This is a genomic window from Sphingobium boeckii (assembly GCF_014199215.1).
GTDB classification, from domain to species: domain Bacteria; phylum Pseudomonadota; class Alphaproteobacteria; order Sphingomonadales; family Sphingomonadaceae; genus Sphingobium_A; species Sphingobium_A boeckii.
In genome coordinates, this window is the sequence record NZ_JACIJC010000004.1 from 424990 (window position 1) to 447176 (window position 22187).

A 22187-nucleotide genomic window follows, 5' to 3' on the forward strand; every position below is an offset into this window, starting at 1 on the left:
GTCACGATGTCACCGGGCGGTCAGCAGCTCGCGCTTGGTCAGGCTGGTGCTCAGCTTGCCATCGGCAGCAGCCAGGCTGGACGCAGGCACGCTGACCATCTTGCCATTGATGATGATCTGGGCGGAGCCATCCTGACCCACGCGATAAACAGCCGCCAGCCGTTCACCAGCCGGGCCGTAAAGCATCTTGCCCTTGAATTCGGTCGCGCTGGCGGCAGGGGCTGCCTGAGCCACAGCAGCGTGCGGTGCGATCGCGACGAGCGCGAGCGACAAGGGAAGAGCGATCTTGGCGAGGATGTGCATTGGGGTGCCTCTTGAACAATGAATGATGTCACGAATAAGCGTGCTAACACTAACCTAGCTTAGTTGTTCAAAATGTCAAGCTAGCTTAGTATATTTTTTTGCATGTGCGAACATAGCCGCGCGCAGCCATCTACCCGCGCGCGCGGCCCTGCGCGCAGCGTACTTCATCCTTCAGGAATTGCGGAATGCGTTCAGCGCGGTGGCATCCGGATAGCGCCATCGACCCGGATCGTCTGGGCGTTCAGATAGGTATTGCGCACCAATTCCATGGCCAGGCTGGCAAATTCATCGGGCTTTCCGAGCCGCTTGGGAAAGGGGACCGAATTGTTCAGCCCTTCCCACATCGCAGGGTTCATATCCTTGAAGCGCAGCATCGGGGGAGTCGCGAAGATCCCCGGCATGATCGAATTGACTCGAATGCCCAAGTCCATGAGGTCACGGGCCATCGGCAGCACCAGTCCGTTGACACCGGCCTTCAGCGAGCCATAGGCCACCTGCCCCACCTGCCCATCCTGCGCTGCAGCACTGGACGTGAGCACGATCGTACCGCGCTCGCCATCCTCGAGCGGCCCCAGTCCGGCCATTCCCAGCGCCGCGATCGAGGCCATGCGATAGCTCGCGACCAGCACGCCTTCGGCGGAAAATGCGTAGTCTTCTGTGGAAAAGCGCTTGAAGCCGCCGGTTTCCTTATCCTTGCCCACCGTCTTGCCGCCCTTGGCGACCACGGCGCAATGCACCAGGATGCGCTCCTGCCCATGAGCGGCGCGCGCCTTTTCGAAACCGGCCAACGCACTGTCTTCGGACATGATATCGACCTTGCAGAACAACGCGCCGATTTCATCGGCGATTGTCTGGCCGCTTTCCTCATTCACATCGAAGATCGCGACTTTGACGCCGGCGTCGCAGAGCGCCCTCACGGTCGCCAATCCCAATCCCGAAGCCCCACCCGTGACCACGGCGGAGAGCGATGAGTCGATTTTCACAATGTTTCTCCCGAACCTTATAGGATGCGGCTATCAGCACAGATGCCGCGCTTCTCAAGCGCCCGCCCACCCGCCGGGGATGGATATCGCCACGGCGTTAGGCATTCGCCGGTATCGTGCTAGCGATAGCCAGACGCCCAAACCAACTTGGGGCTTGCGGCGTTGGCCCCAGCTTTTAGGCTTTAAGGCATAGGGTCGCGCCGTGCGACATGCGAGGGGATTTCGAAAATTATGACCCAGGTCATGAAAGGGGTGCGCGTATTGGAAGTGGCGCAATTTACCTTTGTGCCCGCCGCCGGCGGCATATTGGCTGATTGGGGCGCGGACGTCATCAAGGTGGAGCATCCCGTGCGCGGCGATACGCAGCGCGGCTTCCTCAACATGGGCGGCGTGACGCTTGATCCTTTGCGCCACACGCTATTCGAACATCCAAACCGCGGCAAACGCAGCGTCGGCATCGATATTTCGACGCCAGAGGGCCAGGAAGTGCTCTATGAGCTGGCCAAGACCGCCGACGTGTTCCTGACCAACTATCTGCCGCAGGTGCGCCAGAAGAACAAATTCGATGTCGAGCATATCCGCGCGGTCAATCCCAATATCGTTTACGCCCGCGGCAGCGCGCTGGGTAATAAGGGGCCGGAACGCGAAGTGGGTGGCTTTGACGGCACCTGTTTCTGGTCCAGAAGCGGCATCGCCCATGCCATGACACCGGCGGAATTGTCCGGCCCGCTGACCCAGGGCATCCCGGCCTTTGGCGATTCGATCGGCGGCATGTTCATCGCTGGCGGGATCGCCGGCGCACTGCTGCACCGCGAAAAGACCGGTGAAGGCGTTGAGATGGACGTATCGCTGCTCAGCGCCGCCTGGTGGGCGTCGGGCACGTTGGTGTCCCAGGTCATGGAGACCGACATCCTCACGCGAAACGGGATGCCCAGTTCGGGCGGGTCATTGCGCAACCCCTTCATGGGCAATTTCCAGACCGCCGACGGCGGCACGATCAATCTGTGCATGGTCAGCCCCACCGGCCTGATCCGCGATACCTTCGAGCATGTCGGCGTGCCCCAAGCCGCGGACGATCCGCGCTTCGCCGACGTGCTGCTGTTGATCGAAAATGCAGGCGCTGCGAGCGACATTCTGGTCAAGGCCTTCGCATCAAAGCCCTTCGCTTACTGGCGCGATCATCTGAAGACGATGAAGGGGCAATGGGCACCCATTCAGAGCTTCCGGGATCTGCTGACCGATGAGCAGGCGCTGGCCAATGACATGATCATCGAAGTGGAAGGCGCTGATGGCGGCAAGCCGCTTCGGCTGGTGCGCGGCCCGGTCCAATATGACGGACAGCCACTGGAAACCACGCGCTCGCCCCAGGCATCCGAACATACCGAACTGGTGCTGATGGAGCTTGGGCTTGAGTGGGACCGGATCGAAGCGCTAAAGGCCAAGGGCGCGATCGCCTGAGGGCCGGAAGGAACACAGCATGAAACCGGGAACGAAACTGAAAAGCGCGGTATGCGATACCGAGGTGATGATCATCCGCTGCGGCGAGGGCGCGATCGAATGCGGTGGCGCGCCAATGGGGGATGCAAAGCCTGAGACGCTAGGCACGCCAAGCGCGGATCATGCCAATGGCACGCTGATGGGCAAGCGTTATGTCGATGCCGCGGGCGCATTCGAGCTGCTGTGCGTGAAGCCCGGCAAGGGTTCGCTCTCCGTGAGCGGGGCTGCGCTTTCCACCAAGGATGCCAAGCCGCTTCCGGCTTCGGATTGATCCGCAACCGATGAACATCGCCTTGTTTCTTGAAATGGCCGCCGAGGCCGCGCCCGATCGCATCGGGGTGGTGTGCGACGGCCGGCGATGGACCTATGCCGAATTGCTGGGGGGGGCGCGCGGTGCCGCCGCCCTGATCCGGGAGAGCGGGTGCACGCATGTCGCTCTGCTTGATGAAAGCAGCGAAGCGGCGGCGATGGCGCTGTTCGGCGCGGCGCTGGCGGGCGTGCCCTATGTGCCCCTCAATTATCGTCTGGCCGACGCCGATCTGGCCGCGCTGCTGGATCGGATCACACCGGCGCTGATCGTGGGCGACGTGGACCGGGTGGCGCGCCTTTATCCATCAGAGGCCAACACGCTTTACAGCCGCGCCGATTTCGTGACGGCGGCGCTCGCGCGCAGCGCGGATGCGCCCGCCGAGGGCGAAGACGGCGAGGGCATCGCGATCCAGCTTTTCACCAGCGGCACGACGGCTGCGCCCAAGGCGGCGATCCTGCGGCACGCCAATCTGGTATCCTACATTCTCGGCACGGTGGAATTCGCGTCGGCGCCGGAAGAAGACGCCGCGCTGGTGAGCGTGCCGCCCTATCATATCGCGGGCATTGCCGCGCTGCTCAGCTCCATTTATGCGTTGCGCCGCATCCTGCTGCTGCCTGCCTTCGATCCCAAGGCCTGGCTCGATCTCGCGGCGGCGGAAAAGGCGAGCAACGCCTTTGTGGTGCCGACCATGCTTTCCCGCATCATCGACACGATGGACAAGGGTCATGCGCCCGATCTCTCCTCATTGCGCTCCTTTGCCTATGGCGGTGGCAAGATGCCGCTGGAACTGATCCATCATGCGCTGGATCTGTTTCCGGAAACGGGGTTCACCAATGCCTATGGCCTGACAGAAACCAGCTCGACGATCGCGCTGCTCGGGCCGGATGAGCACCGCGCCGCTCATGCCTCGAACGATCCCGCGGTCAGCGCCCGGCTCGCTTCGGTCGGCCGTCCATTGCCCACTGTGGAAATCGAGATCCGGGACGAGGATGGTCATGTCTTGCCCGCCGGCGAGCAGGGCGAAATCTATGTGCGCGGTGAGCAGGTTTCCGGCGAATATCGCGAACGCAGCGCGTTGAATGCCGAAGGCTGGTTTCCCACGCGCGATGCCGGCTGGATCGACGAGGAGGGTTATCTGTTCCTGTCCGGCCGGGCTGACGATGTGATCGTGCGCGGCGGCGAGAATATCTCGCCCGGCGAAATCGAGGATGTGGTGCTTGCGCATCCCGCCATCGCCGACGCCGCCGCGGTGGCCATTCCCTCGCTGGAATGGGGCGAGGCGGTCGGGCTGATCGTCGTCATCCGCGAAGGCCATGAACGGCCTGGCGACGATGAACTGAACGCGCTTGTCCGCGCGCGCCTGCGCTCGTCGCGCGTGCCGGAGAAATTGCTGTTTGCCGATACGCTGCCGTATAATGAGATGGGCAAACTCCTCCGGCGTGAGATCAAGAAGCTGTTTGCCGCGTAAGGTGACCCCGCCATTCGCCATTCCCCTGTCCGGCTGGGCGGATGCGCAATTGGCGGCGATGGCAGCATTCACCACATCCTCCAGGCTCACAGCGGTGTCGGGCACGATGCTGCTGGGCGAACGCGCCGCGCTTAATGGTTTCGTCATCCCTGGACGCCATTCCTGTGGCGGCGGCTGCCGCCTCTTCGATACGCGGGACGCGCCGGTCGCGCTCACGCTGGCCCGGCCTGACGACCGCACGCTGCTGCCCGCGCTGTTCGGAGACGCCTCGGTCGATCCTGATGACAATGGCGATATCGCTCAACGATTACGCCGCGAAAGCGCCGCCGATATCGTCGCGCGCGGACGGGTGCTTGGTCTTGCCATGGCAGCGCTGGACGAACATCCCGTCAGCCCCGCCGCCACAATCACGGCCCAGGGACTCCCGGCCGCGCCCGCAACCGGTCTACCGCTGGTGATCGACCTTTCCGCCCTCTGGGCCGGGCCGCTGGCGGCGCATCTGCTCGACATGAGCGGCGCGCAGGTGATCAAGGTCGAAAGCGTCAACCGCCCCGATCGGATGCGCCAGGGCGATCCGGCGCTATTTGCGCGGTTGAATCAGGACAAGGCGAATGTCGCGCTGGATCTGCGCCAATCCGCTGATCGGGACGCGCTGATCGCGCTCATCCGGCGCGCGGACATTGTGATAGAGGCGGCCCGCCCCCGCGCTCTGCTGCAACTCGGCATCGATGCCGATCGGTTGGTGACGGAAACGCCGGGATTGGTGTGGGTCACGATCACGGGCCATGGCGCTGCGGGTGACGCCGCCCAATGGATCGGGTTTGGCGATGATTGCAGCGTGGGGGGTGGCTTGAGCGCCGCATTGCACACAGCCACCGGCGCGACCGGTTTTGGCGGGGACGCCTGCGCCGATCCGCTGACCGGCATTTACGCCGCGCGCGCCGCGCTCACACAGCGTACACGCGGCGTGGGCGCGCGGCTGATTCTCTCGATGAGCGGGATCGTCGCCGAAGCGCTGTCGAACGAGGGTGAAGAAACTCTTCAGGCGATGCTGATCCATTGGGCGGCATCGGTCGGCCAGCCGTTTCCCGCCGTCCCCGGGCGGATCGCAGGATCGGTCGCCGCGCTCGGCGCTGACACTGCCGCGTGGCTGGCGTCATGCTGATCCGCAACGCCGAAATCTGGCGGCAGGGTATCGCCGATATACGGATCGCGTCTGGCTCAATCGCCGAGATCGGGCATTTGTCACCGCTGGATGGCGAGGATGTCCGCGACGCCCATGGCGGGCTGCTGCTGCCCGGCCTGCATGATCATCATATCCATATGGCCGCGCTGGCCGTCGCCAAGGCCTCAGTTCCGTGCGGTCCGCCGGATGTCACGGATGAGGCGGGACTGGCCCGGGCGCTGGCGCAGCCGGGCGCGGCATGGCTGCGCGGGATCGGCTATCATGAGAGCGTCGCGGGGATGCCGGACGTCGCCTTGCTCGATCGCCTGGCACCGCATCGCCCCATTCGCATCCAGCATCGTTCGGGGCGGATGTGGTTTCTCAACAGCCTGGCGCTGGATCGGTTGCTCGAAAGCGCCGCACCGCCAGCCGGGCTGGAGCGCGAAGGCGGCCGATGGACGGGCCGGCTGTTCGATGAAGACCGCTGGCTGCGCGAGGCTTTGGGAAGCAGTCCCCCCGCCTTTGCCGCCATTGGCGCAGAACTGGCGGCGATGGGCGTCACCGGCATCACGGATATGTCGCCCGCCAATGACGCGATCATGGCTGCGCATTTCGCCCGGGAGCAGGCATCCGGCCACCTGCCTCAGCTTACGGTTTTGGCAGGCACGCTGGCGCTGGCGGACGCGGGATTCAGCAACACCCTGCGCCTCGGTCCTGCCAAGCTGCATCTTCATGAAAACGCGCTGCCCGATTTTGACGAAACCGCGGGCTTCCTGAGCGCGGCACATGCGCAGGACCGTGCCACCGCCATTCATTGCACCACAGAAACCGAACTGGTCTTCGCGCTCGCCGCGCTCGAAGCCGCCGGGCCGCGACCGGGCGACCGGATCGAACATGCCGGCGTCGCGCCTGATACGCTGGTGGAGGAGATGGCGCGGATGGCGGTTCAAGTGGTCACCCAGCCGCATTTCATCGCCGAGCGCGGCGATCATTATCTGCGCGATGTGGAGCCACGCGATCACGCCTTGCTCTATCGGCTGGGCGCGTTGCGGCGCGCGGGGCTGACCGTGGCCGCGGGCAGCGACGCGCCTTATGGCACGCATGATCCCTGGGCCGCCATGCGCGCGGCGATCACGCGACGCACCGGCGCAGGCGTGGTGGTCGGCCTGGATGAAGCGCTGACCCCGGAAGCCGCGCTGGCACTCTATCTCGGCGATCCGCTGGATTTGACGGTGGAGCGCCGCATCGCGCCGGGCGCACCAGCCCACCTCTGTCTGCTTGACCGAACGTGGGCAGCGGCGCGGACACGCTTGCGGGCAGAGGATGTCCGCCTGACTTTCATCGCCGGCTCAATCGTCCACGATCGCGTCGATCAATCCCCAATCTAGTGCGATCCGGGCATTAATCCGCTTGCCCGACAGCATCATCAGCGCCGCGCGCTGCCGGCCGATCCGGCGGGACAGCGAGACGCAGCCCCCCGCCCCGGGGATCACCCCCATGGCAAGCTCGGGCAGATGGAACCAGGCCGTGGGGCTCGCCGTGATCCGCCGCCCGAAAGCCGCCATTTCCAGACCGGATCCCACGCAGCCCCCCTGCACATGCACTTCGAGCTTGTGGCAGCAGCGCGCCATCACATGTGCGGGCAGCGTCTGCATCCTTATCGCATGGGCGGTGGCAGGATCGCGCGTGGTGCCGAATTCGGAGAGATCGGCCCCCAATGAAAATGTCTTCCCCGCGCCGCGCAGCGTGATCCGCTCGATCTCCGGATCCAGCGCGGCCAGTTCGAACGCTTCGCGCAGCCCATCGCGCATGATGCGGTCTATCGCATTATGCGCCGCCGCCCGGTCGAGACGGATATCGAGCACCTTTTCCCTCCGCTCCATCACCACCCGCCCCGGTGGTGCCGTGGAAGCAACCGTCTGCGCAGCCAGCCATTGGGCATGGCCATCGCTCCCTTGCAGCAGCCCATAGGCCATGGATTCCGCCACCAGCGCAGCCTGCAACTCCATTCCCTCAATCAGGCGCAGCAATTGCACCAGCACCGCCGCGGCCGCGGGCTGATCCCGGACCGCTTCCAGTATCGCCTCCAGCGTGACGGGCGCTTCGATGAGTGCATCCATCTGCCAAGCGATCGGATGAAGGGGATCGCCGATACCGATCAGCGGGAAGGGCGGCAGCGCAAGCGTCGCGCCCTCATCGCGCGCAGCATCCAGATCGATCACGCCGATCGGCATGGCATCCCCGGACCAGGGGAGCAGAAGATCGCGGGGATCAATCATGAAAGGCGCTATCGTCACGCGGCGCAGACTAGAGGCGTCGGCACCGCCGTCAAACGTCTGGAAGCGCAAACATCGCTGCGGCGTTGCGGGCTTTCTGGCGTTCCGGGCTACCCTCCGGCAGAGGTTCGTGAAGGGAGAATGGCGATGAGCCTGCAGGCATTGGCGGCCCAAGCGCTGGAGCGGAATCCGGAAATTCCCGCGATCGAATTCGCGCATCACTGGCATGATTGGGGTGCGATCCGGCGTGTGGCGGAAAGCGTGCAGGCAGCGCTTGAAGCCAGCGGCATCGCGGCCGATGCCCCGGTGGCCTTCGTGCCGCGAAACAGACCTGGTGCGATCGCCGCGTTGCTGGGGCTGATCGCGCAGGGGCGCACGATCCGGATGATCTATGCCTTTCAATCGGCCACCGGCATCGCGCGGAATATCGAGCACCTTCAGTCCGCCGCGGTGATCGCCTATCGGGAGGATTTTTCCCCCGAAGTGCGCGCGGCGATGGAACGGCAGGGCATGGCGGCGGTCGCGCTGGATGACATGACGGCAGCCCCGCTTACTGGCTTCGAACGCGCCACCGGCGCTGCACTCGCCCGCACTGGCCCCGCAGAGCCACAGATCGAGATCCTGACCAGCGGCACGACCGGACCGCCCAAGTCCTTTCCCGTGGCTTACAGACTGCTGGAGCAGCATTTCATCAACAGCGCCCTGACAAGGCAACAGGGCGATGCTCCCGCGCAATCGCCCCCCTTCTTGCTCTTCTTTCCGCTCGGCAATATTTCGGGTCTGTATTCCACCTTGCCGATGGTCATCCGCGGACAACCCATCGTGCTGCTCGAACGCTTCACGATCGGGGCGTGGCGCGATCACGTCGTGCGTTTCAGGCCTGCCCATTCAGGCCTGCCGCCCTCTTGCGTGCAGCTAGTGTTGGATGCGGATATCCCCAAGGAGGATCTGGCCTCGATCAAGGCCATCGGCGTCGGCGCGGCGCCGCTCGATCCCACGGTGCAAAAGGCGTTCGAGGATCGCTATGGCATCCCGATCCTGATATCCTATGGCGCGACCGAATTTGCCGGCCCGGTCGCCGCGATGACCGCCGATCTTCACGCCGCATGGGGCAATCGCAAATGCGGCACCGTGGGGCGCGCCATGCCGGGTGCGCGTCTGCGCATCGTCGATCCGCAGACGGGCGCTGAACTGCCGCGCGGGGTGGAGGGGCTGCTGGAGGTCGTTTCACCGCGGATCGGCCCCGAATGGATCCGCACGTCGGACATGGCGATGATCGACGAGGATGACTTTCTGTTCCATCGCGGGCGGGCAGACGGCGCGATCATGCGCGGCGGATTCAAGGTGCTGCCCGAATCGATCGAACGCGCGCTGATGTTACATCCCTCGGTGTCCGAGGCGGCAGTGATCGGCATTGCGGATCGCCGGCTGGGACAGGTGCCGGCCGCTGCGATCAGGGTAAAGCCCGGCTGCGATGTTCCTGCTGCAGACGCGTTGGAGGCTCATTTGAGGCACCATGTTCTCGCAACGCACATTCCGATAAAATGGCTATTTTGCGAAGAATTACCCCGCACACCCTCGCTCAAGCTGGATCGTCCCGCACTGCAGCGTCTTTTCGAGCCTGATCCCGACGCGAAACCCGGCCCGCTTTGACATCAAAAGTTACAAAACAGAGACCGTCTCATTTTTAATTGACAGCCCCTTGTCCTTAGTGAACAACTGTGTTGATAAACAGAAGGAGAGGGATATGGCTCTAGTGGAGTCCAACAAGGCAAAGATTGCCAAGCGGGTCATCGAGGTGCTCGAATTCTTCGATGAAGAGCATCCCCAGGCGACGGTCATGGACATCGTTCGCCGCTTTGATCGGCCGCAGTCGAGCACATCCGAACTTCTCTCGAGCCTCGTGGACCTCGGCCTGTTGCACAAGGATCCTTGCTCGCGCTCTTATTCGCCCACGCCGCGCGCCGCCATGCTGGGCTGCGCCGTGCAGCCGGGCCTCGTGCGCGATGGCCGCCTGACCGATCTGATCGATCGCCTTTCCGCCCAGACGGGCCTTGGCGTCGCGGTGTTCGGCATGGTCGGCCTCAAAATCCAGGTGTTCAACTGGCGCAGCGGCAAACGCACCTTCCGCACCTCGGGCCTCAGCGGCTTCTGCGGCGGCCAGCAGGAGCATCTCTCGGACTCCGCGGCTGGCATGTTGCTGCTTTCCACCGTGGCCCAGCCAAGGCGCGACGGCATGATCCGTCGCCTGAACGCCGAAGCGGCCACCGAGCGCAAATTCTCCTTTACCGATATGGCCGCCCGCGTGCAGCAATGCCGGGACGGCGGGAATGTGAGCGGTGCTGTGGGCTTTGGATCGATCGCGGACGTGACCGCGGTCCTCCTTCCGGATCTGCCCGAAAACCAACCTCTGGCGATCGGGTTCGTCTACGAACCTTCCGAACATATCGACACCGCAATCCTGATGCACACGCTCAACGAAGCCGTTGGTCGCTGCATCGAGGGACACACATCAGCGCCCGACACCGTACAGCCGCTCTTTGACGCAGCCTGGCGGCCCCGGCTGGAGAAAATGCATGGCTGAAACCAAAGAACCTGAAATCGCCACCGAAGAACCGGAAATGGCCGCGAATGCGCGCAAATACTGGTCTGCGGAAGGATATACGCCGGGCGGCGTGATCCGCGAGGTCGATTATGCGTCGCAATCCGGCGGCATGGATCCGTCGCTGGCGGGCATCAAGATCGTCGATACCGATACGCACATCACCGAGGCGCCCGATCTGTTCACCTCGCGCGCGCCAGCCGCGCTCAAAGACAAGATGCCCTATGTGAAGCTGGACGCCGATGGCGTCGAGCGCTGGTATGTTGGTGATCGCAATTTCGGATCGATGGGCGGCAACGTCATTCGCGCCGACAATAACAAATTGCTGGGTCGCCTCGCCTTTCCCAAGCTGGAAGAAGCGCATCCCGGCGGACACAAGATCAAGGAACGCATCCAGGCGATGGACGATATGGGTGTCTATGCCCAGATCGGTTTCCAGAATTCGGGTGTCACCCAGGCTGGATCGCTGATGTCCCTTGGCGATCCTGATCTGGCGCTGATGATCATCCAGATCTTCAACGATGCGTCGGCCGAATATCAGGAAGTGTCGGGCAACCGCATCTTCAACATGGCGCATCTGCCCTTCTGGGATCAGAAGGCTCTGGAAACGGAAGCCCGCCGCTGCTTCGACATGGGCCTGAAGGGCTTTGTGCTGCCCGATACGCCCGAGCGCGTCGGCGTGCCGAGCTTCCTGCAGGATTATTGGACCCCGTTCCTCGAGATGTGCGAAGCGACCGGTATGCCGCTCAACTTCCATCTCAATGCGGCGATCGATCCCAACACGCTCACCTGGGACGGCTTCGGCTTCGAACAAACGCTCTCCGTGGTGGCGACCATGTTCTCGATCGGCAATGCGGCGACGCTGGGCAATTGGATGGTTTCGGGCCGGCTGGACCAGCATCCCAAGCTCAAGATCGGCCTCATCGAAAGCGGCATGGGCTGGGTGCCCTTCGCCGTCGAGGCGCTGGAGCATCAGTTTAACGAGATGCTGCCGAGCAAGGCCAATCTGCTCCACAAACGGCCGTGGGAATATTTCCGCGACCATTTCTGGGTGACCTATTGGTTTGAAACGGTGGGGCCGAAGCTCCTTCTGGAAACCATTGGCGTCGACAAAGTGATGTTCGAAACCGATTTCCCGCATCCCACGTCGCTCTATCCCGGCGTGCAGAAGCATATCCAGACGACGCTGGGTGATTATGACTTCGCGACGAAGAAGAAGGTTCTTCAGGATAATGCGACCAAACTGTATAATCTGCCCTTCTAGAGCACGATAATATTACATGGCTCCGTCATTGCGAGGAGCGCAGCGACGCGACAATCCAGGGTGGCATAAACCGCTCTGGATTGCTTCGCCAGGCTCGCAATGACGGGGGTGGATCAACCTGAAGTCATCCCGCTCTAGCGGCCGATAAAGGCGTGACCGTCGAAATGATCGAGCGGGCGACGATCCTTGCCGCTGAAATCGAGAATCTGGCCGATCCTTCCCGCCCTTTTCGCGCGCTCCGGCTGGAAGGAATAGCAATTCGGTGGCATCCGCGTGGCGTCTGACTGCTGATCCAGCGGGATGCTGCGCCCGTGCGAAATCAACGACGCCCATTGCAGGATGCGCGCCGCCTCCTGCGCCGCCGGATCCAGCGTTGCGATCCAGTCGCGCAGCTTCATGAGAGGCGTACCTTGCACGATGGGGGGCGATCGCAGCACGTCGCGGTCCATGGTCCAGCAGAGCATGATCTCGCCGTCTCTGCGGATCTCGGCATATTTGCGGCCTTCTACCGCATCACCGACAAACACATCATAGCAGACCGCTTCATGATCCTGGGCGTGGGCCGCCGCCAGAATGGCCAGATCGTAAAGATGCGTGCAATTGCTGGATTTCAGGCCGAGCGCTGCGGCTTGCGATAGCGCTGCACCGACGAAGGTCGATCGCACCACCGTCACAGCACCCGGACAGGTCGTCCACGGCCATCGCTGCATCTCCGCATCCACGGCGGCGATCTGGTGCCCGTCATGATGCAAGGTCACCGCCATGCAGTGAAAATCGTCTTCTACTGCCGCCGTTACCCGATCGGCGGTGGGCGAGATCAGGAATCGCCGGCGAAATCCCGGCAATCCGTCAACCTCGACCGCATCCACGCCGTCAGTCCTTCGTCAGCAGCAGCGCCGCCGCCATCGGTCCGCCGCCTGATGTCGCGATCGCCACTCTCGGATCACCGCCGATCTGCCGGGCACCGCCTTCGCCGCGCAACTGGACCACCGCCTCAAACGCAAAGCCGAAGCCATGGAGCCGCCCCCAGCCAAGCTGTCCGCCGCCCGTGTTCATCGGCAGTGCGCCATCGCGCGCGATCCGCTTTCCGCCTTCCAGAAACAGCCCGCCTTCGCCGATGCCGCAAAAGCCAAGCCCCTCCAGCCAGGTGATCGGCTGAAAGGCAAAGCCGTCATAGAGCTGGACGGTATCCACGTCCTTTGGCTGGTAATCCGTATTCTTCCACAGATCACGACCGGTGGGATACGCCCCCGCCCATTCGGCCTGATCCCAGCTATAGCGTTCCACCGACCCGGCAGTGGCCGCGATCCGGATGGGCGTTGTCTTCACCTCGTCGATCGCATCGCCCGCTGATACGATCACCACCGTGGACGCATCGGTGAACCGATCGCAATCATAGAGGCAGAAAGGCGTGCTGATCAGCCGCGCCGACATATAATCGTCCATCGTCAGTGGCTTCTTGACCAAGGCGCGCGGATTGATCGCGGCATTGGCATGGTCGTTCAGCGCCACCTGCGCCAATTGCTCGCGCGTCAGGCCATAGCGCTTCATGTGACGCATCGCGAATTGCGCGGTCCAATTGGCGGCGGAAAACGCGCCGAAGGGCGAAACCCATTGCGAATTGCCTGAGACGTCCTTGCGCCGCTCCATCGGCGGAAACTCTTCCGGGCGGGCGAGCGCCGCGGCTTCATAGACCGTGCGGAAGCAGATCACATGCCGCGCAAGGCCCGCCTTCACGGCATTGGCAGCCTCGGCAATCGCGCCGAGCTGCGCGGTCGTTTCCGCAGCGCCGATATGCCACCGCGTCTCGAGGCCCAGCACTTCGATCAGATCATCGGAGCTGACCGGCGAAAAGCCGAGAAAGCTGGCCATCTTGCCAGGATATGTGGCCACCCCGTCGATCTGGTCGAGCGTCAGGCCCGCATCCGCAATCGCTTCCTTGACCGCGTCGACGGTCAGCAAAAGGGGTGAGCGGGTGAGGCGAACACCGACCTCGGACATGCCGATTCCCGTGATATAGGCTTCGTTCGACATGAGTTATTGCACCTTCTCGAACAGCGGATACCAGATGCCGTCCTGCTCCTCGAAAACCACCTGAACACGATCATCCACATCCACCGCATCGACCGGACAATTCACGATGTTGGTCGTGAGATACACGCCCGGCGCATCATCCAGCTTTACGCGCGCAATGACGAAGGGCACGTCCATATCCTTCGCCCACGCCTGATGATTGACCGTATAGGTATCGACGCTTCCCGTGCCCGCAACGGCGAAAGGCGCCACATTTTCGGACTGGCAATGACGGCAGATTTCGCGCGGCGGATGGATGAAGCCCCCGCAATCATTGCAGCGCGTGATGTTCAGCTTGCCATCAGCGCCTCCGGTCCAGAAGGCGCGATTGTCATTGTCCAGCCGCGGACGCGAGCGTTGCCATGCCATGATCAGATATCCCAGATCAGGTTCATGCGCTCGATACCGATCACATGGCCGCCATGGAAGACCGGCGGATGCGCCGGATCGAGCCTGAATTCTGGCAGGCGCGCCAGCATTTCCTCGTAAAGAACCTGCAGTTCGACACGGGCGAGATGCGATCCCAGGCAACGATGTGGCCCGACGCCGAAGGCGATATGGACGTTGTTTTCCCGATTGAGATCGTAATCCTCCGGCACAGGAAATTCGCTAGAATCCAGATCGGCAGCCGGCAGCAACAGCTTGGCCCAATCACCGGGCAGCATCCGCGCACCGGCAAGCTCTACCTCCTTATGGACAATCCGCATCGGCACCGTGAACGTATAGCGGCGCAGCATTTCTTCGGAGGCTTCGGGGATCAACCTGGGCTCTGCACGGAGCTTAGCCTGCATCGCGGGGTCGCCCGCCAGACCGCGCATTGCCAAGCCCATGCCGTTCATCACCGTGTCGAGCCCGGCGATGAACAGCAACACGCCATAATTCTCCATATCCGCCAGCGTGGTCGGCTGGCCGTCGATCTCCAACTGCCACAGCATCGAGAGGATATCATCCTGCGGATTTTCCTTCCGGGCGAGCACGGTATCACGCATGGCCGCGGCGATCCGCTGCAGGCGCCGCATCGCGCCCTCCCGATCATTGTCCATCGCCGACATATGCTCTTTAAGAATCGCGCGATATTCACCCGCGCGCTCCAGCGGCAGGCCGAGCATCTTGAGAAACACCTGGACAGGAAGCGGCTCGGCGACCGTGGACATGAATTCGCAGCCACCATTCGGCTTCACCGCGTCGATCAATTCGCCCGCCAGTTCGGCGATGCTGCTGCGCAGGTTCGAGATCGTCTTGGGCGAGAACACCTTCTGCAGAGGCTGGCGATATTTGGTATGCTCGGGCGGATCGAGTGTAATCGGAATAGGCTGCGGAATATGGGGTGCGCCAGCCGGCAGCGACGCGAGCATGGCCTTCATCTGCGCCTGCGGCACAAACTCGCTCGAGAAGGTCTCCGTATCGCGTGATGCGGCGTAATTGGCGGCGTGGCTGGCGATCACCCAGCCGCCGCCGTTGCGCGGCGACCAGAATACCGGCGGCGCATTACGCGCGATATCGAGCAGCCTGGCGTGCGGATCCGCCAGCAGGCCGGGATCGGCATGAAGATCGAAATCATAAACCAGCGCATCGGGAACATGAGCGGGTTTGGGCATCGCCGGACTCAAAATGGCATGGGTCATCGACATCTCCGATCATCGTGCATCTGTCTTACAGGCGCACCCGCCCGTGAACGGTGCCTGATGTCGCGCGCATGGTGAACAAAGGCAATGGCTGCGGCGGAAAGCGCCCAGATAACGCGCCGACGATTGCCCGGAAATGCGCGCGAACGCGCCATCGCGTCAGCGATGAGCATGGGCGCGAGTTGATCGCGCTTCCATACTCCTTTCTAAGGACGTGAGCATCGGTGGAGAGGGCCATGAAGATCCGGATCGAACAATCTGGCTGCGTCGGAAATGCCCGCTGCGCTGCTGTGTCCGAAGAGCTTTTTCCGCTGGATGACGATGGCTACATTGCCACCCAGGGTTTCGACGTGCAGCCGGGAACGGAACAGATGGCCAGGAGGGGCGCGCGCGCCTGCCCCGAACGGATCATCGTCGTGGAAGAGGATGACGGCACGATTTCCTGGCCCCCCAATGCCAAACATTGAATTGATGAATCGGAGAATATGATGAGCGACATTTTGGGATATCAGGGCAAGCGCGTCATCGTGAGCGGCTGCTTTTCCGGCATGGGTGCGGCGACTGCCAAGCTGCTGCTTGAGCTTGGCGCCGAAGTGCACGGCCTTGATTACAAGGATAGCACGCTGCCTTTGGCATCCTTCAACAGCGTCGATCTGCGCGATGCGGCGTCGATCGAAGCGGGTGTCGCCGCGATCGGCGGCAAGGTCGATGCCTTGTTCAATTGCGCCGGCCTGCCGCAATCCTTCCCCGCCATGGATGTGATGAAAGTGAATTTCATCGGCTTGCGTCATCTGACGGAGCAGGTCTTGCCGCTGATGGGGCCGGGCGGCGCGATCGCCAACATTGCGTCCACCGGCGGTCTGGGCTGGAGTCGACGGGTTCCGCTCAACATGGAATTCGTCACCACACCGGGTTTCGATGCCGCAGTCGCCTGGTGCGAGGCGCATATGGACGACGTGAAGGAAGGCTACAGCTTCTCCAAGGAGAATGTGATCGTGTGGACCCAATATATGGGCGCGCACCTGATCAAGAAGGGCATCCGCATCAATTGCACCCTGCCCTCCCCCACGCAAACTCCGATGATGGCGGCGTTTGAAGCAACATCGGGCAAGGACGTGGTGGAAGCCGCGGCCCAGCCAATGGGTCGCTATTCGACTCCCGAAGAGCAAGCAGGCGGCATCGTTCTTCTCAACAGCGCACTCGCCAGCATCGTCAACGGCGTGGTATTCCCGGTGGATGGCGGGTTCATGGGCGGTGTGGCCACGGGCCAGGTCGATCTGAGCGTCATGATGCGCCGGTCTGCGCCCGCGCAATAATCTGGAGCCTCGGACATGAATTTCGGTTTGACGGACGATCAGGAAATGATGCGCGACATGTTCGCGCGGTTCCTGGATGAAAACAGCACCTTGGCGCGTGTGCGTGCCGCTGCGCCATCGGGGTTCGATGATGCGCTCTGGCGAGGCCTGGCCGAACAGGGCGCGCTATCGATCCGCGTGCCGGAAGAGGTGGGCGGCCTCGGTCTCGGGCTGTTCGACGCCGCCATCCTGATGGAGGAAGCGGGGCGAACGCTCGCTTCGGGTCCGCTGGCCGAGACGCTGGTCACCGCGCGGCTGCTGGCGCAATTGGGCGGCGAGGCAACGGCCGAGCTGCTCGATCGGGTGGTCACCGGCACCGCGGTCGCCAGCCTGGCGTTTCACGACGTGGCGATCGCGCCGGTGCAATGGATCGGCGGCGGTCAATGTGCTGAAGCGGTGATCGCGCGCATGGGTCAGGAGATCGTGCTTATTTCCGTGCCAGAAACGGCACGCGCGGCGGAAGACAATCTCGCCTCGACGCCCATGGCCGAAATCGATCTGGCGGCGCATCCGCGGATCACGCTGGCGACCGGCACTGACGCGCTGGAGACGTTTGCGCAAGGCGTGGAGGAGTGGAAGCTCCTTATCTCCGCCGGCCTCGCCGGGATCGGGCGGGAAGCGCTGAAGCTGGCGTCCGCTTACGCGTGCGAACGCAAGCAGTTCGATCAATATATCGGCCAGTTCCAGGCCATTTCCCATCCGCTCGCCGATCTGCTGTGCGATGTCGACGGCGGCAAATTCCTGGTGTGGAAAGCGATCCGCGATCTGGCCGATGGCGCCGAAAATGCCGGGGCCGCGATCTCGCTCGCCGCTTGGTGGAATGCCGATGCGGCGACGCGCGCGGTGGCTCAGGCGCTTCACACGTTCGGTGGCTATGGCCTCACCACAGAATATGACATCTTCCTGTTCAATCTGCGCGCCAAGGCCTGGCCCCTCGTGCTGGGCGATCCGCAGCGGCTTCTCGAGGAGGCGGGGCGGCGCCTCTATGCCGGCGAAGCCGCGGCGCTGCCCGATGTCGGCGCGATGCCGATCGACTTCGATCTGGGCGAAGACGCGCGCGCGCTGACTGACGAAATCAACGCCTTCTTCGAAGCCAATGTGACGCCGGAAATGCGCGAAACCTTCCATTATAGCTGGGAGGGCTACAATCCCGAGCTGAACCGCAAGCTGGCCGAGCAGAATCTGCTCTATCTGGGCTTGCCCAAGGATGTGGGCGGGCGTGGTCTTTCAGCTTATGCCAAGACCGCTGCAATGGATGCGCTGGAGTTGCAAGGTTATAACAACCCGGCCGCGGGCGTCACCCAGATGGTGTCGCTGATCATCCACCGCTTCGGCAGCGAAGAACTCAAGCAGGATGTGTTGCCGCAGATCATGCGCGGCGAAGTGATCTGCAGTCTGGGCTATTCCGAGCCCGGTTCGGGTTCGGACGTGTTTGCCGCGCAATGCCGCGCGACGCCGGATGGCAATGGCTGGCGCATCGACGGCACCAAGATGTTCACAAGCGGCGCCAATCTCTCCAGCTATGTGCTGATGCTGTGCCGGACCAATCCGGATGTGGCCAAGCATAAGGGGCTGACGATGTTCATCGTGCCGCTCAAGGCCGAAGGTGTGACCGTCCAGCCCGTCTATACCTTTCAGGACGAGCGCACCAATATCACCTTCTATGATGGCGTGCGCATTCCCGATAGCTGGCGGCTGGGCGATGTGGACGGTGGCGTGCGGACCATGAGCGCCAGCCTCGAGCTTGAGCATGGCGGCGGCTTTGCGAAATATCAGCGCGCGATGCTGCACGCGGCGGAAACATTATGCCGCGAAATCAGTCATCAGGGCCAGCCGCTGATCGCCGATGGCAGCGCGCAGATCCGCCTCGCCCGCACCACCGCCAATCTCTGGGCGTCGGAGCTGATTGCCTTCCGCGCGCAATGGGCGAGCATGGAGAAAAAGCCCAATCTGGCCTATGGCCCGATGGCCAAGATGTTCAGCTCCGAAAAATTCCTGAGCGACGCCCGCGATCTGCTGGATCTCACCGCCCCGCTATCGCTCTCCAAGCGCAAGGGCGCCGTTGCCGAGATCAATATGTTCTATCGCCATGCGCAAGGAGCGACCATCTATGGCGGCACCAGCGAGGTCCATCGTAGCATGATCGCGGAACGCGCGCTCGGCCTGCCGCGCACCCGTGGATAGGAATGACATGACCGACGAACCCCATCTGCTGACGGAAGAACGGGATGGCATCCTGATCGCCACGTTGAACCGCCCGGACAAGCTCAACGCCTTGTCCGCCGAAACCATGTCGCTGTTCGAGGCCGCGCTACACCGCTTCCGGGATACGCCCGCGCTCAAGGTGATGCTCGTGCGCGCCAATGGCCGCTATTTCAGCGCGGGCGCGGATCTCAAGAGCGGCAGCAATCCCAACCAACCCCGCACCCCCTCCGGCATTCGCGAAAACCACCGGCTCAATCTCAACGGGATGCACCGCATCTATGACGAGATGGAGCATGTGGAAAAGCCCATCGTGTGCGCAATCCACGCCACTTGCGTCGGCGGCGGCCTGGAACTGGCGCTGTCATGCGATTTCCGTCTGGCCGCCAAGAGTGCGGCCTTCTCCTTCCCCGAAGGCCTGTTCGGCGTGCTGCCGGCGTCCAACGGCGTGAGCCGGCTCACCCGCATTTGCGGCCCGCATTGGGCGCGCTGGCTGATCATGGGCAATCAAAAGGCCGATGCCGATCGCGCGCTGATCATGGGGCTGGTCCATGATGTGATCGCAGACGATGAATTCGCGCAGGCCGCGCTGGATTTCTGCCGGCATCTGACCAAGCAGAATGGCGAGCAGATGGCTGCAGCGAAGATCGCGATCGAGCTGGCCAATGAAGTCGGCCCTGGCATGGGTCGCCATGTCGAGCGGATGGCCAATAGCGCGCTAATGCTCAATCCCGCCTATCTCGAAGGGATCGAGCGTTACATCAAGGGGATTGGCGAGAAGAAGGGATAGCGCCCTTCAGCGCGCGCGATCGCAAAGCGTGCGGTAATCGCGGATTCCCAGCTCAAGCAGCCGCGCTTCCGCCACCAGCAAATGCGCGTGTGATGACGAGAATCGCGCGTGGAGGATATCCTGCAGCGCGGTATCGGTGGTGACGGTCACCACACGCTCCAGCCCGGTCATCAGCGCCGTCGCCATGCTGAAGACGGGTGACCCGACCGCTTCCAGATCGCCGTCCATCTGCTCCACCATCATCCGCATCAGCGGCTGCGCGGAACGGACGCGATGCAGCAACATGCGCTCGTCCTGCTGATCGGCCATGCTGTTGCGAAGGTGAAGAATGCGCGAATGCTTCACCCAGAAACCATGATAGGCCGTCACGAATTCAAGCGCGCGCTGGCCCAGTTCGGCCTCTTCCCAATGCGCGCGCAGCATGGACACATAGGATTCTTCCGCCGTCGCCATGATCGGTTCGAGCACGGCCAGCAGCAATTCGGTCAGATCGTTGAAATAGAGATAGAGCGAGGTCATGCCGAGCGACGCCTGCCGCGCGACCGAGCTGAGCGAAATCGGCGCGACAGGCGATTCGGCCAGCAATTCGCTGGTCGCAGCGATGATGCGATCGCGCGTATCGCGGCCCTTGCGGCCCAGACGCTGACCATTGAGATTGTGGCTCAAGGCCTTGGCGGGCGCGGCCGTGCGCGCCCGGCTCCGTCCCGCCATCTCGATCACGTCCGTCGTTGCCACTCCGGCTTTCGCGTCCAAAGTTCGTCCTTTTTTGTCTATCGTATCAATTGCGCCATGCGATCAGCTTGGTATCGAGGAACTCCTCAATCCCTTCAAGCCCCCATTCACGGCCCATCCCGCTGGCCTTGAAGCCGCCGAACGGGATATCGCCGGCGATGCTCATCCCGCCATTCACGCTCATCGTGCCCGTGCGCACCCGATTGGCGATGTGCATGGCGCGATCCAGATCACCGGAGGAAACCCCGCCGCCCAGCCCGTAGTCACTGTCGTTCGCGATGCGGATGGCATCCTCATCATCCTCGAACGGTATCACTACCAGCACCGGCCCGAAAATCTCTTCCCGGGCGATCCGCATATCGTTGGTGCCGGCAAAGCAGGTCGGCTCGATGAAAAAGCCGCCGCCCTTGTCGGGACGGGCGTTGCCGCCGGCGAGCAATTCCGCGCCCTCCGATTTGCCGAGTTCGATATAGGACATCACCCGTTCCATCTGCCGCTTGGACACGACCGGCCCCATGATGTGCTTGGGATCGTCGAACACGCCCCAATTCTCACCGAAGCTGCTATACCCATGTTTGAGGATCGCCTTGGCTTCCTCGAAACGGCTTTGCGGCACCAGCAGGCGCGATTGCACCGCGCAGCCCTGCCCGGCGTGGAACACCAGCATGGTCTGCGCGACTTCCATCGCGAAATTGGGCGCATCATCAAGCACGATCTTGGCCGATTTGCCGCCAAGCTCCAGAAACACGCGCTTGAGCGTCTCCGCGCCCTGCGCCATGATCCGCTTGCCCACGCCGGTCGAGCCGGTGAAAGAGATCAGATCGACGCGCGGATCGGTGACGAGCATTTCACCCGCCAGCGCCGGATCGCTGCCGAACACCACGTTGATCACGCCCGCCGGGAAGCCAGCCTCTGCCGCCAGTTCGCCGAAGATCGCGCCCATGCCCGGCGTGTTGGGGGCGGGCTTCAGGATCACCGTGCAGCCCGCCAGCAGCGCTGCCACCACCTTGCCGACATTCACATAGAGCGGCACATTCCAGGGCGTGATCGCGCCAACCACGCCGATCGGCTCATACACCGCCTTGCGCAGCGTTTCGAAACCATAGCTGGTGCGACCGCCATAATCGCGCTCCCATGTCACCTGCGGGAAGACAGCCAGGTAATCATCCCAGCCTTCAAGCGCCATATCGACATGCGCGCGACCCACCGCGCCCCAGGCGGCTCCGGCTTCATGCCGGGCCAGATCGGACAGCCGCTCCCTATTGTCTTCGAACAAGGCCCGCAATTTGGTGACCAGCGCAACACGCTTTTCGATGTTGGTCGCCCAGTCCGTGTGATCGAAGGCGCGGCGGGCGGCGGCGATGGCGGCGTCCACATCCCCGGCGGAGGCGTCGGCGGCCTGGCCCACGGCTTCGCCCGTCCAGGGGCCGATCACGTCGAAGGTCTTGCCGCCTTCGGCATCGCGCAACACGCCATCAATGAACAATTTGGCGTCGGGGAGAATGGTCATGTTTGTCGTTTCCTGTCGAAAAATCTTGCGGT

The 22187-nt window shown here is 62.9% G+C and carries 21 protein-coding genes; 12 read left to right on the plus strand and 9 right to left on the minus strand.

Going from position 1 to position 22187, the window contains the following annotated elements:
* Positions 1–9 precede the first annotated feature (9 nt).
* Together FHS49_RS13575 and FHS49_RS13580 are read right to left on the minus strand one after the other, a co-directional pair.
* Entirely contained in the window at positions 10–303 is a 294-nt protein-coding gene (locus FHS49_RS13575) for a hypothetical protein (protein ID WP_184019412.1), read from the minus strand.
* A gap of 191 nt (positions 304–494) precedes the next feature.
* A complete protein-coding gene (locus tag FHS49_RS13580; RefSeq protein ID WP_184019414.1) occupies positions 495–1286 on the minus strand; it encodes an SDR family NAD(P)-dependent oxidoreductase in 792 nt (263 codons plus the stop codon).
* Between the two features lie 231 nt (positions 1287–1517).
* Between FHS49_RS13580 and FHS49_RS13585 the strand changes: the two genes are divergently transcribed.
* From FHS49_RS13585 to FHS49_RS13605, 5 genes are read left to right on the plus strand one after another with little or no spacing between them, the layout of a single operon-like run.
* The gene (locus FHS49_RS13585) at positions 1518–2744 is read left to right on the plus strand and encodes a CaiB/BaiF CoA transferase family protein (RefSeq protein WP_184019417.1); all 1227 of its coding nucleotides are present in this window, start codon (positions 1518–1520) and stop codon (positions 2742–2744) included.
* 19 nt (positions 2745–2763) lie between these two features.
* Entirely contained in the window at positions 2764–3054 is a 291-nt protein-coding gene (locus tag FHS49_RS13590) for a hypothetical protein (RefSeq protein WP_184019419.1), read from the plus strand.
* A gap of 10 nt (positions 3055–3064) precedes the next feature.
* Positions 3065–4561 (plus strand): class I adenylate-forming enzyme family protein, encoded by a 1497-nt coding sequence (locus tag FHS49_RS13595; RefSeq protein WP_184019421.1) that lies wholly within the window; start codon positions 3065–3067, stop codon positions 4559–4561.
* 1 nt (position 4562) lies between these two features.
* Entirely contained in the window at positions 4563–5726 is a 1164-nt protein-coding gene (locus FHS49_RS13600) for a CoA transferase (RefSeq protein ID WP_343052982.1), read from the plus strand.
* A complete protein-coding gene (locus FHS49_RS13605; RefSeq protein WP_184019425.1) occupies positions 5720–7114 on the plus strand; it encodes an amidohydrolase family protein in 1395 nt (464 codons plus the stop codon). Before FHS49_RS13600 ends, FHS49_RS13605 begins: the two co-directional genes overlap by 7 nt.
* On the opposite strand, the gene FHS49_RS13610 is transcribed toward FHS49_RS13605, so the two are convergent.
* On the minus strand, positions 7076–8023 hold the full coding sequence (locus FHS49_RS13610; RefSeq protein ID WP_343052984.1) for an enoyl-CoA hydratase-related protein: 948 nt from the start codon (positions 8021–8023) through the stop codon (positions 7076–7078). The two genes, FHS49_RS13605 and FHS49_RS13610, sit on opposite strands and share 39 nt — an antisense overlap.
* A 126-nt stretch (positions 8024–8149) precedes the next feature.
* Here FHS49_RS13610 and FHS49_RS13615 point away from each other — a divergent pair, with 126 nt between their 5' ends.
* The 3 genes from FHS49_RS13615 (at position 8150) to FHS49_RS13625 (ending at position 11868) form a co-directional block, all read left to right on the plus strand.
* Entirely contained in the window at positions 8150–9655 is a 1506-nt protein-coding gene (locus FHS49_RS13615; protein WP_184019427.1) for a class I adenylate-forming enzyme family protein, read from the plus strand.
* Between the two features lie 94 nt (positions 9656–9749).
* The gene (locus FHS49_RS13620) at positions 9750–10586 is read left to right on the plus strand and encodes a helix-turn-helix domain-containing protein (protein WP_184019429.1); all 837 of its coding nucleotides are present in this window, start codon (positions 9750–9752) and stop codon (positions 10584–10586) included.
* Positions 10579–11868: an amidohydrolase family protein gene (locus FHS49_RS13625; protein WP_184019431.1), complete on the plus strand. Its 1290-nt coding sequence runs from the start codon at positions 10579–10581 to the stop codon at positions 11866–11868. The genes FHS49_RS13620 and FHS49_RS13625 overlap by 8 nt, the downstream gene beginning before the upstream one ends.
* 134 nt (positions 11869–12002) lie before the next feature.
* On the opposite strand, the gene FHS49_RS13630 is transcribed toward FHS49_RS13625, so the two are convergent.
* Genes FHS49_RS13630 through FHS49_RS13645 form a run of 4 tightly spaced genes read right to left on the minus strand, consistent with a single transcriptional unit; the run spans position 12003 to position 15566 of the window.
* Positions 12003–12737: a DUF2889 domain-containing protein gene (locus FHS49_RS13630; RefSeq protein ID WP_184019433.1), complete on the minus strand. Its 735-nt coding sequence runs from the start codon at positions 12735–12737 to the stop codon at positions 12003–12005.
* A 4-nt stretch (positions 12738–12741) separates the two neighbouring features.
* Positions 12742–13902, minus strand: a complete 1161-nt coding sequence (locus FHS49_RS13635; protein ID WP_184019435.1) for a thiolase family protein — start codon at positions 13900–13902, stop codon at positions 12742–12744.
* 3 nt (positions 13903–13905) lie between these two features.
* The gene (locus FHS49_RS13640; protein ID WP_184019443.1) at positions 13906–14310 is read right to left on the minus strand and encodes a Zn-ribbon domain-containing OB-fold protein; all 405 of its coding nucleotides are present in this window, start codon (positions 14308–14310) and stop codon (positions 13906–13908) included.
* A gap of 2 nt (positions 14311–14312) precedes the next feature.
* A complete protein-coding gene (locus tag FHS49_RS13645; RefSeq protein ID WP_184019445.1) occupies positions 14313–15566 on the minus strand; it encodes a cytochrome P450 in 1254 nt (417 codons plus the stop codon).
* A 236-nt stretch (positions 15567–15802) separates the two neighbouring features.
* On the opposite strand from FHS49_RS13645, the gene FHS49_RS13650 reads away from it, so the two are divergent.
* From FHS49_RS13650 to FHS49_RS13665, 4 genes are read left to right on the plus strand one after another with little or no spacing between them, the layout of a single operon-like run.
* Positions 15803–16033 (plus strand): ferredoxin, encoded by a 231-nt coding sequence (locus FHS49_RS13650; protein ID WP_184019447.1) that lies wholly within the window; start codon positions 15803–15805, stop codon positions 16031–16033.
* A gap of 21 nt (positions 16034–16054) precedes the next feature.
* Entirely contained in the window at positions 16055–16882 is an 828-nt protein-coding gene (locus tag FHS49_RS13655) for a coniferyl-alcohol dehydrogenase (protein WP_184019449.1), read from the plus strand.
* Between the two features lie 15 nt (positions 16883–16897).
* Complete coding sequence (locus FHS49_RS13660) at positions 16898–19105, plus strand: acyl-CoA dehydrogenase family protein (protein WP_184019451.1); 2208 nt, start codon at positions 16898–16900, stop codon at positions 19103–19105.
* Positions 19106–19112: 7 nt separating this feature from the next.
* Entirely contained in the window at positions 19113–19913 is an 801-nt protein-coding gene (locus FHS49_RS13665) for an enoyl-CoA hydratase/isomerase family protein (protein ID WP_184019453.1), read from the plus strand.
* Between the two features lie 6 nt (positions 19914–19919).
* On the opposite strand, the gene FHS49_RS13670 is transcribed toward FHS49_RS13665, so the two are convergent.
* Positions 19920–20666: a TetR/AcrR family transcriptional regulator gene (locus FHS49_RS13670; protein ID WP_246350710.1), complete on the minus strand. Its 747-nt coding sequence runs from the start codon at positions 20664–20666 to the stop codon at positions 19920–19922.
* A 25-nt stretch (positions 20667–20691) separates the two neighbouring features.
* Positions 20692–22155 carry an aldehyde dehydrogenase family protein gene (locus tag FHS49_RS13675; protein ID WP_184019455.1) on the minus strand — a complete coding sequence of 488 codons (1464 nt, stop codon included), beginning with the start codon at positions 22153–22155 and terminating at the stop codon, positions 20692–20694.
* Positions 22156–22187: the final 32 nt, after the last annotated feature.